The following is a 13,172-nucleotide window of genomic DNA, read 5'->3' as shown; positions in this document are numbered from 1 at the left end:
GGGCGTGCGCAGCAATGAATCGGGTATACTCCCGCTCTTTAAATCGCAGCCCAAGAAACAGGTGAATTTCGTGAGCCAGCCTACGCCAGCCGTGCGTACCTTCCAAGACTTGATCCTCGCCCTCCAGCAATACTGGGCCGAGCAAGGTTGTGTGGTACTTCAGCCCTACGATATGGAAGTAGGCGCCGGCACTTTCCACACTGCTACATTCCTGCGCGCCATTGGCCCGGAAACCTGGAACGCCGCTTATGTGCAGCCCAGTCGTCGCCCGACTGACGGCCGCTACGGCGAAAACCCGAATCGTCTGCAGCACTACTACCAGTTCCAGGTGGTACTGAAGCCGAACCCGGACAACTTCCAGGAACTGTACCTGGGCTCCCTCAAGCACGTTGGCCTGGACCCGTTGGTCCACGACATTCGCTTTGTCGAAGACAACTGGGAATCGCCAACCCTCGGCGCCTGGGGTCTGGGCTGGGAAGTCTGGCTCAACGGCATGGAAGTGACGCAATTCACTTACTTCCAGCAAGCGGGCGGCATCGAGTGCTACCCGGTGACCGGCGAGATCACTTACGGTCTGGAACGTCTGGCCATGTACCTGCAAGGCGTGGACTCGGTCTACGACCTCGTCTGGGCTGACGGTCCGTTCGGCAAAGTGACCTACGGCGACGTGTTCCACCAGAACGAAGTGGAGCAGTCGACCTACAACTTCGAGCACGCCAACGTCGAGAAGCTGTTCGAACTGTTCGATTTCTACGAAAGCGAAGCCAAGCGCCTGATCGAACTCGATCAACCGCTGCCGTTGCCGAGCTACGAAATGGTGTTGAAGGCCTCCCATACTTTCAACCTGCTGGATGCGCGTCGGGCGATTTCCGTGACCGCGCGTCAGCAATACATTCTGCGTGTGCGCACCCTGGCGCGTTCCGTTGCGCAAGCCTACCTGCTGGCTCGCGCCAAGCTGGGCTTCCCGATGGCGACCCCGGACCTGCGTGATGAAGTACTGGCCAAGCTGGAGGCTGCACAATGAGTGCTCTGGATTTTCTGGTTGAACTGGGCACTGAAGAACTGCCACCCAAAGCCCTGAACACCCTGGCCGAGGCGTTCCTCGCCGGTATCGACAAGGGCCTGCAAGCCGCCGGCCTGAACTACGAAACCAAAACAGTTTATGCCGCGCCACGTCGCCTGGCGGTGCTGATCACATCGCTGGCCACCCAGCAACCGGATCGCAGTATTAACCTCGATGGTCCGCCACGTCAGGCAGCATTCGATGCTGAAGGCAACCCGACCCAAGCGGCACTGGGTTTTGCCAAGAAGTGCGGCGTCGAACTGAGCGAAATCGATCAGAGCGGCCCGAAGCTGCGTTACAGCCAAAGCATCGCCGGCAAACCGACGTCGAGCCTGCTGCCGACCATCGTTGAAGATTCGCTGAACGACCTGCCGATCCCGAAACGCATGCGTTGGGGCGCTCGCAAGGAAGAATTCGTTCGGCCGACCCAATGGCTGGTGATGCTGCTCGGTGACGAAGTCATCGACTGCACCATCCTCGCCCAGAAGGCCGGCCGTGATTCCCGTGGTCACCGCTTCCACCACCCGGAAAACGTGCGCATCACCTCGCCGGCCAATTACCTGGCCGACTTGCGTGCCGCTTACGTGCTGGCCGATGCCAACGAGCGTCGCGACATCATCAGCAAGCGCACCGAAGAACTGGCCACCCGCCAGGAAGGTACGGCGATTGTTCCGCCGGCGCTGCTCGACGAAGTGACCGCGCTGGTTGAATGGCCGGTGCCGCTGGTGTGCTCGTTCGAAGAGCGTTTCCTCGACGTGCCGCAAGAAGCGCTGATCACCACCATGCAGGACAACCAGAAGTACTTCTGCCTGCTGGATGCCGACGGCAAGTTGCTGCCACGTTTCATTACCGTGGCCAACATCGAAAGCAAAGACCCGCAGCAGATCATCGCCGGTAACGAGAAAGTGGTACGCCCACGCCTGACCGACGCCGAGTTCTTCTTCAAGCAAGACAAGAAGCAGAAACTCGAAGACTTCAACCTGCGCCTGCAAAACGTGGTGTTCCAGGAAAAACTCGGCAGCGTTTACGACAAGGCCGAGCGCGTTTCCAAACTGGCCGCATTCATCGCGCAACGCATTGGCGGCAACGCTGCATGGGCTTCCCGTGCGGGCCTGCTGTCCAAGTGCGACCTGTCGACCGAGATGGTCGGTGAGTTCCCGGAGATGCAAGGTGTCGCCGGTTACTACTACGCCCTCAATGACGGCGAGCCGGAAGAAGTCGCCCTGGCGTTGAACGAGCAGTACATGCCACGCGGTGCTGGCGCTGAACTGCCGACCACCCTGACCGGTGCGGCCGTGGCGATCGCCGACAAGCTCGACACGCTGGTGGGCATTTTCGGTATCGGCATGCTGCCAACCGGCAGCAAAGACCCGTATGCCCTGCGCCGTGCAGCTCTGGGTGTGTTGCGCATCCTGATCGACAAGAAGCTTGAACTCGACCTGAACGACGCCGTGGCCTTCGCCGTGAATGCATTCGGTGCCAAGGTCAAGGCTGTCGGCCTGAACGACGCGGTGCTGGAGTTCATCTTCGACCGTCTGCGTGCCCGTTACGAAGACGAAGGTGTCGACGTGGCCACCTACCTGTCGGTTCGTGCCCTGAAGCCGGGTTCAGCGCTGGACTTCGATCAGCGCGTACAAGCGGTAGAGGCCTTCCGCAAATTGCCGGAAGCTGCAGCCCTGGCTGCCGTGAACAAGCGTGTATCGAACTTGCTGAGCAAGGTCGAAGGCTCCGTTCCGACAGTGGTTGAAGCCAAATACTTCGACAATGCCAACGAGTTCTCTCTGTACTCGGCGATCCAGCAGGCTGACCAGGCCGTCCAGCCAATGGCTGCCGCGCGTCAGTACAGCGAATCGCTGGCCCGCCTGGCCGCCTTGCGCGAGCCGGTGGATGCGTTCTTCGAAGCGGTGATGGTCAACGCGGAAGATGCGAAGGTGCGCGCCAACCGTTATGCCTTGCTGGCGCGTCTGCGCGGGCTGTTCCTCGGCGTCGCTGATATTTCGTTGCTGAGCTAAGGGGTTGCTGTTGAAACTGCTGATTCTCGATCGCGACGGGGTGATCAATTACGACTCCGACGCTTACATCAAGTCGGTGGAGGAGTGGATTCCACTCCCCGGTTCGATCGAAGCCATCGCGCAGTTGAGCAAGGCCGGCTGGACGGTAGCGGTCGCTACCAACCAGTCGGGCATTGCTCGCGGCTATTACGACATCGCTACCCTGGACGCCATGCACGAGCGCTTGCGCGCACTAGTGGCGGAGCAGGGCGGTGAAGTCGGGCTGATCGTCTATTGCCCACACGGGCCGGACGAAGGCTGCAATTGCCGCAAACCGAAACCCGGGATGTTGAAAATCATCGCCGAGCATTACAACGTGTCGCTGACCCATCTTTGGTTCGTTGGCGACAGCCTTGGTGACCTGGAAGCCGCCAAAGCCGTCGACTCACAGCCAGTTTTGGTAAAGACCGGGAAAGGCGAAAAGACGTTGGGCAAGATCCTACCGGTAGGCACCTTGATTTTTGACGATCTGGCGGCGATTGCCGCAGAACTTATCCACAATTAAAGTGCTTCGATTATTCCGATTAAGGACTGATCGGGAGTGCGCTTATAGACGGGCAGAGCCCGCACGGTAAACGTCACCATGTCGATACTGCAGGCCATCAGAACTTTCTTCTTTTACCTTCTGCTGGGCACCAGCTCATTGCTCTGGTGCAGCCTGAGCTTTTTCATCGCGCCGTTTCTGCCGTTCAAGGCGCGTTATCGCTTCATCAACGTGTACTGGTGCCGCTGCGCCTTGTGGCTGAGCAAAATATTCCTGGGCATCAGCTACGTCGTGAAGGGTGCCGAGAACGTGCCTGATCAGCCCTGCGTGATTCAGTCGAACCACCAGAGCACATGGGAGACGTTCTTTCTATCCGCTTATTTCGAACCGTTGAGCCAGGTGCTCAAGCGTTCATTGCTGTTTGTGCCGTTCTTCGGCTGGGCCATGGCCATGCTGCGACCGATCGCCATCGACCGCGACAATCCAAAAGCCGCGCTCAAGCATGTGGCGAAGAAGGGCGATGAACTGCTGAGGGATGGCGTCTGGGTGCTGATTTTCCCTGAGGGGACTCGCGTGCCTTTTGGCACTATCGGCAAGTTCTCGCGCGGTGGCACCGCATTGGCCGTTAACGCCGCGCTTCCGGTACTGCCGATTGCGCACAATGCCGGCAAGTTTTGGCCAAAAACCGGTTGGGCGAAGAAGCATGGTGTCATCACCGTGATCATAGGCGCACCGATGTACGCCGAGGGTAGCGGGCCGCGCGCCATCGCCGATCTGAACGACCGGGTGCAAGCCTGGAACGAGCAGATGCAACGGGAAATGGGCTCGCTGCCCGCGGCCCCCGCGGCACCAACCGCCAGTGATCAAGTGGCTGTCTAAGATTCTGTGGATAACCTGTGTACCGTTTTCTCGAAATCTAGCGGTTTTGTTATTTAAGATACTGATTTATATACATATTTCTTAAACACATAAAACGCTGAAATTGGTGCATAAGTTTTTTCAGGGCGCAAAAAAACCGGCTGATATAGCCGGTTTTTTTATGCCCTCCATTTGCTGTTTTCCACTCTATGGAATTCGGCGTGGCGGTGCTCGTTTTGACACAGGTCCTAACATTTCATCTCTTGCGCCGATTCATTTAGACTCGTCCATTGGCTCATAGGGCGATGCAACCCTATAACGGATGTCTAAATAAATTCTTATGAAAAAAATCATCGATACCGTCCGAAATCATTTTTGGAAGAAATGGATTCGCAGGCATAAATGCAAAGTGGCAGGCGGTGTGTTGTCGTTGTTCAAGAGATCGACGCTGACTCTGGAAGAGGGGGTATCTCTGGGGTATGTGGTCATAGAATCAAAAAAACTGGGAATCGGTGCCCATACCTATATCCGAAGTGATTGCGTCCTATCTGCAGTCGCTTCTATTGGTCGATTCTGCTCTATTGGCAGTGGCTGTTTTATCGGACAGCAAAAGAGTTCACATCCGTCAGACTGGCTCAGTTCACATCCTTTTCAGTACACCGATACGGACCTGACTTACGATCCCGAGGTTGCTGATGTCACGATTGGGCACGATGTCTGGATTGGGCACAGTGCGATGATCCTGGAAGGGGTCACAGTTGGCACAGGTGCAATTATCGCAACCCGCGCTTTGGTTGCCCATGACGTGCCACCCTACGCTATCGTTGCCGGGATCCCTGCAAAAGTCGTCAAGTATCGGCATGCACCTGAGCTAATTGAAAAACTGATCAGTAGCCAGTGGTGGGATCATGATGTCGAATTGCTCAAGACGTTGCCGTTGAATGATCCACACACCACTTTAGCGCTATTGGCAGACAGACCTGAAGAAGGTCGTGCCCGCTATAAGCAGATTCAAATCACACGCAAAAAGTGCAGTGTCCTGCCCTCGCTGTAAATCGATAGGGACAACGATCCCGTCTTAAACCAGACAATAAAAAAGGCCAACGTTAAACGTTGGCCTTTTTTGTTTGGCAGATTCACTGGATCAGAAGTCCAGGTTGGAAACCGCCAGTGCGTTACTTTCGATGAAGTCACGGCGAGGTTCGACCGCATCACCCATCAGGGTGTTGAAGATCTGGTCTGCGCCAATGGCGTCTTCGATGGTTACTTTGAGCATCCGGCGCTGTGCTGGGTCCATGGTGGTTTCCCACAGCTGATCCGGGTTCATCTCACCCAGACCTTTGTATCGTTGGATGGTGTGACGCTTGGTGCTTTCAGCCATCAGCCATTCAAGGGCTTCCTTGAACTCGGTGACTGGCTTCTTGCGCTCGCCACGCTGGATGTACGCGCCGTCGTCGAGCAGGGTGCTCAATTGAGCGCCCAGGGAAACGACCGTCTTGTAGTCGTTGCTGCCGAAGAAGTCGCGGTTGAAGGTGACGTAGTTCGACAGGCCGTGGGAGATCAGTTCGACCTCTGGCAGCCAGACGTTACGTTCACGGTCTTCACGCAGGCTGGCTTTGTACACCAGGCCGGATTTCTCGACGGTACGCAGGCGTACTTCGTATTGAGCCAGCCAATCTTGCATCGCTGCGTGATCGGACAGTTGATCCATGCTCACCGCTGGCAGGTAGATGAAGTGCTCGGTCAGCTCCTGCGGGTACAGACGCGACAGACGCTTGAGGGTCTTCATTACCAGACGGAAGTCATTCACCAGACGCTCAAGCGCTTCACCGGAGATGCCCGGTGCTTCTTCGTTCAGGTGCAGACTTGCATCTTCCAGGGCCGACTGCGTCATGTACTCTTCCATGGCGTCGTCGTCTTTGATGTATTGCTCTTGCTTGCCTTTCTTGACCTTGTACAACGGTGGCTGCGCAATGTAGATGTAGCCACGCTCGATCAGCTCCGGCAGCTGACGGAAGAAGAAGGTCAGCAGCAGGGTACGGATGTGCGAACCGTCGACGTCAGCATCGGTCATGATGATGATGTTGTGATAGCGCAGCTTGTCGATGTTGTACTCGTCGCGGCCGATGCCACAGCCCAGCGCGGTGATCAAGGTGCCTACTTCTTGCGAAGAGATCATCTTGTCGAAGCGTGCCTTCTCGACGTTCAGGATCTTGCCCTTGAGCGGCAGGATGGCCTGGGTGCGGCGATTGCGACCCTGCTTGGCGGAGCCGCCAGCAGAGTCACCTTCCACGAGGTACAGTTCGGACAGGGCAGGGTCTTTTTCCTGGCAGTCCGCGAGTTTGCCCGGCAGGCCGGCGATATCCAGCGCGCCTTTACGACGGGTCATCTCACGGGCTTTACGCGCTGCTTCACGCGCACGCGCCGCATCGATCATCTTGCCGACGACCAGTTTGGCTTCGTTCGGGTTTTCCAGCAGGAAGTCGGAGAAGTACTTGCCCATTTCCTGTTCAACTGCGGTCTTCACTTCGGAAGACACCAGCTTGTCTTTGGTCTGGGAGCTGAACTTCGGATCCGGTACTTTCACCGAAATGATCGCGGTCAGACCTTCACGGGCGTCGTCACCGGTGGTCGCGACTTTGTGCTTCTTCGCCAGACCTTCAGCTTCGATGTAGGTGTTCAGGTTACGCGTCAGTGCGGAACGGAAACCCACCAGGTGGGTACCGCCATCGCGCTGAGGAATGTTGTTGGTGAAGCACAACAGGTTCTCGTTGAAGCTGTCGTTCCACTGCAGGGCGATTTCCACGCCGATGCCGTCTTCACGCTGGATGTTGAAGTGGAACACCTGGTTGACCGCAGTCTTGTTGGTGTTCAGGTATTCAACGAACGCACGCAGGCCACCTTCGTACTTGAACAGCTCTTCCTTGCCGCTGCGTTCATCCTTGAGGACGATGCCGACACCGGAGTTGAGGAAGGACAGTTCACGAATCCGCTTGGCCAGGATGTCCCAGCTGAAGTGGATGTTCTTGAAGGTTTCAGCCGAAGGCTTGAAGTGAATCTGGGTGCCTGTGGTTTCGCTCTCGCCAACGATCTTCATCGGCTCTTGCGGAACACCGTGGACGTAAGTCTGTTCCCAGATCTTGCCACTGCGGCGGACCGTCAGGATCAGCTCCTTGGACAGTGCGTTCACTACCGACACACCTACACCGTGCAGACCGCCGGACACTTTGTAGGAGTTATCGTCGAACTTACCGCCGGCGTGCAGCACGGTCATGATGACCTCGGCTGCCGACACGCCTTCTTCTTTGTGAACGTCTACCGGGATGCCACGGCCGTTGTCACGAACGGTGATCGACTCATCCGGGTGAATGATGATGCTGATGTCGTCGCAGTGGCCGGCGAGAGCTTCGTCGATCGAGTTATCGACCACTTCAAACACCATGTGGTGCAGACCGCTGCCATCGTCGGTGTCACCAATGTACATACCGGGACGTTTGCGTACGGCATCCAGGCCTTTCAGCACTTTAATGCTCGTTGAGTCGTACGTATTTTCTTCGCTCAATGCCTTCACTCCCGATGGTCGTGGGTCTGGGTGATACGGCCCTGTTCCACGTGGAACAGAGCGACTGGCGTTTCCGTCTGCCAGCCTTCCCTCAATAATTCGTGATCTACACAGGTGATAAAGACCTGGCAGCGTAAGTCTTCCAGCAAGCGGCAAAGCGCACGTCGGTGGTGCTCGTCCAGTTCGGACGGCAGGTCATCCACCAGATAAATACACTGGCCGCGTCGGGCCTGGCTAACCAGGTGCCCTTGGGCAATCCGCAATGCACAGACAACCAACTTCTGCTGACCCCGGGACAAGATGTCCGCGGCATTATGTGCGCCCAGTCTGAGGCGCAAATCAGCGCGTTGTGGTCCAGCCTGGGTGTGACCCATTTGCTGGTCCCGGTGAAGGGACCCAGCGAGTACGGCGCTCAGTTCGCGGTCTTTGTCCCAGCCTCGGTAATAGCTGAGGGTCAAGCCTTCAAGCTCAACCAGTTCGCTCAAGGTCTGTTCAAAGACTGGTTTCAAGGCTTTGATGTAAGCGCGGCGGTATTCATCTATTTCTGCGCTGGCCTGGCACAGTTCCCTGTCCCAAACCGCTTGCGAAACGGCGTCAAGTGTACCATGTCGCAGCCAAGAGTTTCTCTGGCGCAGGGCCTTCTGCAAGCGCTGCCAAGTGGACATGAAACGCGGTTCCACGTGGAACACGCCCCAGTCGAGAAACTGTCGCCGAATCTTCGGCGCGCCTTCCAGTAAGCGGAAGCTGTCAGGGTTGATCAGCTGGAGTGGCAGGATCTCCGCCAACTGCGCCGCGCTGCGGGCATTCTGACCGTCGATGCGAATTTGAAATTCACCCTGACGGTCACGCGAGATACCCAACGCGCTGTGCCCACCCTCAGCCAATTCAACCTGGCCAAACACGGTGCACGCCAATTGCTCGTATTGAATCACCGGCAACAGACGGCTGCTACGAAACGAACGGGCAAGCCCCAGCAGATGGATGGCTTCCAGAACACTGGTTTTGCCGCTGCCGTTGGCGCCGTAAAGAATGTTGATTCGGGGGGAGGGGGAGAAGGTCACCGGGTGCAAATTGCGCACCGCGGTGACCGAGACGCGACTTAGCGACATCTAGCTTCTGCTGAACATGATTACAGGCGCATCGGCATGACAACGTAAGCCGAGTCGTCGTTGTCGGACTCTTGCACCAGCGCACTGCTGTTGGAGTCGGACAGGATCAAGCGAACTTGCTCAGTGGTCATCACACCCAGCACGTCGAGCAGATAGCTGACGTTGAAGCCGATTTCCAGGGAGCCACCGTTGTACTCAACGCCAACTTCTTCTTCCGCTTCTTCCTGTTCCGGGTTGTTTGCCTGGATTTTAAGCTGGCCGTTGGCCAGTTGCAGACGGATACCACGGTACTTCTCGTTCGACAGAATCGCAGTACGGCTGAAGGCTTCACGCAGCGCTTGACGGTCGCCGAGTACCAGCTTGTCGCCGCCTTTAGGCAGAACACGCTCGTAATCCGGGAATTTACCGTCAACCAGTTTCGAGGTGAAGGTGAACTCGCCGGTGGTCGCACGGATGTGGTGCTGACCCAGGACGATGCTGACGATGCCGTCCGGCTCGGTCAGCAGTCGTGCCAGTTCAAGGATGCCCTTGCGTGGAACGATGACCTGATGGCGATCCGGCTGACCGATATCGGCCTGCATCGAGCACATGGCCAGACGGTGACCGTCGGTGGCCACGGCGCGAATGATGCCGGCCGAGACTTCCAGCAGCATACCGTTCAGATAGTAACGAACGTCCTGCTGGGCCATTGCAAAGCTGGTGCGCTCAATCAGGCGACGCAGCTTGCTTTGCTCCAGGCTGCAGGTCAGCGAGCCGGGGCCTTCTTCCACGGTAGGGAAATCGTTGGCCGGCAGGGTCGACAGGGTGAAGCGGCTACGGCCAGCCTTCACTACCAGTTTCTGTTCGTCGACCTTGATGTCGATCAGCGCGTCGTTTGGCAGGCTCTTGCAGATGTCCATCAACTTGCGCGCTGGCACAGTGATGGAACCTGGATCCGCCGGCTCTTCAAGTTGCACACGACCGACCAGCTCGACTTCCAGGTCGGTACCGGTCAGCGACAATTGCTGGCCTTCTACAACCAGCAGCACGTTGGAGAGCACCGGCAAGGTCTGTCGGCGCTCAACGACGCCTGCGACCAGTTGCAGGGGTTTCAACAGGGCTTCGCGTTGAATGGTGAAATGCATGGTCTAGTCCCTTGCCTTAATAAGCTGCGCTGGTGTTCATCAAGTGGTCAGTGTACGCAGCAGGTTCTTGTAGTCCTCGCGGATGTCCGCGTCGGATTCCTTAAGTTCGTTGATCTTGCGGCAGGCGTGCAAAACAGTGGTGTGGTCGCGGCCGCCAAACACATCGCCGATTTCCGGCAGGCTGTGGTTAGTCAACTCTTTGGACAATGCCATTGCAACCTGACGCGGACGTGCGACCGAACGTGAACGACGCTTGGACAGCAAGTCGGAGATCTTGATCTTGTAGTACTCGGCGACCGTGCGCTGAATGTTATCCACAGAGACCAATTTGTCTTGCAGCGCCAACAAGTCCTTCAGGGATTCGCGAATCAGTTCGATGGTGATGTCGCGGCCCATGAAGTGCGAGTGGGCGATCACGCGTTTCAGCGCGCCTTCCAGCTCACGGACGTTGGAGCGAATGCGTTGGGCAATGAAAAACGCGGCGTCATGTGGCAGATCGACTTTGGCCTGGTCAGCCTTTTTCATCAGGATCGCGACGCGCGTTTCCAGCTCCGGCGGCTCGACGGCAACCGTCAGGCCCCAGCCGAAGCGGGATTTGAGACGCTCTTCAAGGCCTTCAATTTCTTTAGGGTAGCGGTCACTGGTGAGAATGACCTGCTGGCCACCTTCAAGCAGGGCGTTAAAGGTGTGGAAAAACTCTTCCTGGGACCGTTCCTTGCGGGCGAAGAATTGAATGTCATCGATCAGCAACGCATCCACCGAACGGTAGAAGCGCTTGAACTCGTTGATCGCATTCAGTTGGAGCGCCTTGACCATGTCAGCCACGAAACGCTCGGAATGCAGGTAAACGACCTTGGCATTCGGGTTCTTCTTTAATAGATGGTTACCCACAGCGTGCATCAAGTGGGTCTTACCCAAGCCAACGCCGCCATAAAGGAAGAGCGGGTTGTAACCGTGCTTGGGATTGTCCGCCACCTGCCAAGCCGCAGCCCGGGCCAGTTGGTTCGACTTACCTTCGACAAAGTTTTCGAAAGTGAAGGTGCGGTTCAGGTAACTGGTGTGCTTGAGCGCGCCTTCGACTTGCACGGTGCGCTGTTCGGAGCGCACCGGTGCTTGTTGCGAGCTCGCGCCAGCCATCGGGTCGAAGCTGTCGCGGGACGGCTCTTCATTGATCTCGGCCACTTTTTGCGTAGCACGTTTGGTCGGTGCGCTGGCAGTCGGCGCTGGTGCCGGAGCACTCACGGGTGCTTGAGCAGCCTGAGCCTGAGACGCAGCGGCAGCCAACGGCGCATTCGGAGCAGCACGCGGTGCCGAACTGCGTTTGCTGCCTATTAATAAGGACAGCACCGGCGCCATGCCGTTGCCGTGCTCATCGAGCAGTTCAAGAACGCGGCCCAGATACTTTTCGTTGACCCAGTCGAGAACAAAGCGGTTCGGTGCGTAGACACGCAACTCGTCGCCTTCGGCTTCGACCTGTAGTGGACGGATCCAAGTGTTGAATTGTTGGGCAGGCAGCTCTTCGCGCAAAAGCTCCACGCACTGCTGCCAAAGTTCCACTGACACGGATATCCCCTAAGTTGAAAGCCGGTGAGGCAAAAACAAGCGGCCATTGTAGCGACCAGACGCTGACTTATCCACACGTAGGTGGATCACTGACCAAGAACAATCAACGCTTTATACGCAAAAAACACGACGAGTGGTCTGTGCATAAGCTCTGTGGATAACCTGGTCTAAGGTCGTTGCACAAGTAGGGGGGAAACTCGGTGGATAACCAGCCTGTGGATAACAAGCCCTTTCACCCACAGGTTATCCGACAGCGCAGCACAGGCTGCCCCCTGTTTTCCACGGTAGTTGTCATTCTCTGTACAGCACGGATTAGAAGGCTCAAAGGCAGTTATCCACAGATGATCGTTTGCCTAGCTTTTATAAGCTTTACAGAAAAGCTTTAAATAATTCCTTTCTTATATTTATTTCTGACGGCGGGTTAATCACGGGCAAAACCTCTGGAGATCTATTTATAAGGAAACGTTGGTTGGAAATTGACCTAGAGGCTTGCTTTCTCTAGAATCCCCGGTCTCTTAAAACGGGGGCCATTCCGGCCCGTTGTGGACGAACCAGGTAACACGACAATGAAACGTACTTTCCAACCAAGCACTATCAAACGCGCTCGTACCCACGGTTTCCGTGCTCGCATGGCTACCAAGAACGGTCGTGCCGTCCTGTCGCGTCGTCGCGCCAAAGGTCGTGCGCGTCTGGCAGTTTGATAATCCGGCACTGGAGGTGAGTCAGGACTTCAGTCGGGAAAAGCGTCTGCTTACTCCCCGGCATTTCAAGGCAGTCTTTGACTCCCCTACCGGCAAGGTTCCGGGGAAAAATCTCCTGCTCCTTGCGCGCAACAACGATCTTGATCACCCCCGTCTCGGGTTGGTTATCGGGAAAAAGAGCGTAAAGCTCTCCGTCGAGCGCAATCGCCTCAAACGTCTGATGCGCGAATCGTTCCGTCTGCACCAGGATTCACTGGTCGGCTGGGACATCGTTATCGTCGCGCGCAAAGGTTTGGGTGACGTAGAAAACCCCGAATTGATTCAGCATTTCGGCAAACTCTGGAAGCGTCTGGCACGCAGCACGCCGGTACCAGCAGTCAAAACCGAAACTGTAGGGGTAGACAGTCCCGATGCGTAAACTGGCACTCGTTCCGATCCAGTTTTATCGCTATGCCATTAGTCCTCTGATGGCCAGTCACTGTCGCTTCTACCCCAGTTGTTCCTGCTACGCGTATGAAGCCATAGAAAATCATGGCCTTCTGCGCGGTGGCTGGCTGACCTTTCGTCGTTTAGGTCGCTGTCATCCGTGGAATCCCGGTGGTTATGACCCGGTTCCATCTATCCCTACCTCCCGTTCTTCTTCGATGGCCGAGTAAT

Annotated in this window: 12 protein-coding genes; 8 read left to right on the top strand and 4 right to left on the bottom strand. The window is 56.6% G+C overall.

Annotated elements, in window-relative coordinates; all coding sequences use genetic code 11:
* Window positions 1–70 precede the first annotated feature (70 nt).
* The 5 genes from glyQ (at window position 71) to PMI22_RS0129720 (ending at window position 5,510) form a co-directional block, all read left to right on the top strand.
* Window positions 71–1,024: a glycine--tRNA ligase subunit alpha gene (gene glyQ / locus PMI22_RS05720; RefSeq protein WP_003213601.1), complete on the top strand. Its 954-nt coding sequence runs from the start codon at window positions 71–73 to the stop codon at window positions 1,022–1,024.
* Complete coding sequence (glyS, locus tag PMI22_RS05725; protein WP_007948112.1) at window positions 1,021–3,075, top strand: glycine--tRNA ligase subunit beta; 2,055 nt, start codon at window positions 1,021–1,023, stop codon at window positions 3,073–3,075. The genes glyQ and glyS overlap by 4 nt, the downstream gene beginning before the upstream one ends.
* A 4-nt stretch (window positions 3,076–3,079) precedes the next feature.
* Complete coding sequence (gene gmhB / locus PMI22_RS05730) at window positions 3,080–3,619, top strand: D-glycero-beta-D-manno-heptose 1,7-bisphosphate 7-phosphatase (RefSeq protein WP_007948111.1); 540 nt, start codon at window positions 3,080–3,082, stop codon at window positions 3,617–3,619.
* A 78-nt stretch (window positions 3,620–3,697) separates the two neighbouring features.
* Window positions 3,698–4,477 (top strand): lysophospholipid acyltransferase family protein, encoded by a 780-nt coding sequence (locus PMI22_RS05735; protein WP_007948110.1) that lies wholly within the window; start codon window positions 3,698–3,700, stop codon window positions 4,475–4,477.
* A 319-nt stretch (window positions 4,478–4,796) separates the two neighbouring features.
* Entirely contained in the window at window positions 4,797–5,510 is a 714-nt protein-coding gene (locus tag PMI22_RS0129720; RefSeq protein ID WP_007948109.1) for a CatB-related O-acetyltransferase, read from the top strand.
* 90 nt (window positions 5,511–5,600) lie between these two features.
* Here PMI22_RS0129720 and gyrB read toward each other — a convergent pair whose 3' ends face one another.
* Genes gyrB through dnaA form a run of 4 tightly spaced genes read right to left on the bottom strand, consistent with a single transcriptional unit; the run spans window position 5,601 to window position 11,814 of the window.
* The gene (gene gyrB / locus PMI22_RS05740; RefSeq protein WP_007948108.1) at window positions 5,601–8,018 is read right to left on the bottom strand and encodes a DNA topoisomerase (ATP-hydrolyzing) subunit B; all 2,418 of its coding nucleotides are present in this window, start codon (window positions 8,016–8,018) and stop codon (window positions 5,601–5,603) included.
* Between the two features lie 5 nt (window positions 8,019–8,023).
* Window positions 8,024–9,127, bottom strand: a complete 1,104-nt coding sequence (recF, locus tag PMI22_RS05745) for a DNA replication/repair protein RecF (RefSeq protein ID WP_007948107.1) — start codon at window positions 9,125–9,127, stop codon at window positions 8,024–8,026.
* Between the two features lie 20 nt (window positions 9,128–9,147).
* On the bottom strand, window positions 9,148–10,251 hold the full coding sequence (dnaN, locus tag PMI22_RS05750) for a DNA polymerase III subunit beta (RefSeq protein ID WP_007948106.1): 1,104 nt from the start codon (window positions 10,249–10,251) through the stop codon (window positions 9,148–9,150).
* A 39-nt stretch (window positions 10,252–10,290) separates the two neighbouring features.
* Complete coding sequence (gene dnaA / locus PMI22_RS05755; RefSeq protein ID WP_007948104.1) at window positions 10,291–11,814, bottom strand: chromosomal replication initiator protein DnaA; 1,524 nt, start codon at window positions 11,812–11,814, stop codon at window positions 10,291–10,293.
* A gap of 566 nt (window positions 11,815–12,380) precedes the next feature.
* Here dnaA and rpmH point away from each other — a divergent pair.
* From rpmH to yidD, 3 genes are read left to right on the top strand one after another with little or no spacing between them, the layout of a single operon-like run.
* Window positions 12,381–12,515, top strand: a complete 135-nt coding sequence (gene rpmH / locus PMI22_RS30855) for a 50S ribosomal protein L34 (RefSeq protein ID WP_003213577.1) — start codon at window positions 12,381–12,383, stop codon at window positions 12,513–12,515.
* A gap of 16 nt (window positions 12,516–12,531) precedes the next feature.
* The gene (gene rnpA / locus PMI22_RS05760; protein WP_027926203.1) at window positions 12,532–12,933 is read left to right on the top strand and encodes a ribonuclease P protein component; all 402 of its coding nucleotides are present in this window, start codon (window positions 12,532–12,534) and stop codon (window positions 12,931–12,933) included.
* Complete coding sequence (gene yidD, locus PMI22_RS30850; RefSeq protein WP_052966011.1) at window positions 12,926–13,171, top strand: membrane protein insertion efficiency factor YidD; 246 nt, start codon at window positions 12,926–12,928, stop codon at window positions 13,169–13,171. Before rnpA ends, yidD begins: the two co-directional genes overlap by 8 nt.
* The last annotated feature ends 1 nt before the right edge of the window (window position 13,172 follow it).

Origin of the sequence: Pseudomonas sp. GM21, from assembly GCF_000282215.1 — a bacterium.
In the GTDB taxonomy this organism is placed as follows: Bacteria; Pseudomonadota; Gammaproteobacteria; order Pseudomonadales; family Pseudomonadaceae; genus Aquipseudomonas.
The sequence above is the reverse complement of the archived record's forward strand: the minus strand, read 5'-3'. Positions and strand labels throughout refer to the sequence as shown.

Excerpts from the sequence above, each read along its gene's own strand:
- PMI22_RS0129720 (WP_007948109.1), top strand. The coding sequence starts at position 4,797 with ATGAAAAAAATCATCGATACCGTCCGAAATCATTTTTGGAAGAAATGG.
- yidD (WP_052966011.1), top strand. The coding sequence starts at position 12,926 with ATGCGTAAACTGGCACTCGTTCCGATCCAGTTTTATCGCTATGCCATT.
- recF (WP_007948107.1), bottom strand. The coding sequence starts at position 9,127 with ATGTCGCTAAGTCGCGTCTCGGTCACCGCGGTGCGCAATTTGCACCCG.
- rpmH (WP_003213577.1), top strand. The coding sequence starts at position 12,381 with ATGAAACGTACTTTCCAACCAAGCACTATCAAACGCGCTCGTACCCAC.
- glyS (WP_007948112.1), top strand. The coding sequence starts at position 1,021 with ATGAGTGCTCTGGATTTTCTGGTTGAACTGGGCACTGAAGAACTGCCA.
- PMI22_RS05735 (WP_007948110.1), top strand. The coding sequence starts at position 3,698 with ATGTCGATACTGCAGGCCATCAGAACTTTCTTCTTTTACCTTCTGCTG.
- dnaN (WP_007948106.1), bottom strand. The coding sequence starts at position 10,251 with ATGCATTTCACCATTCAACGCGAAGCCCTGTTGAAACCCCTGCAACTG.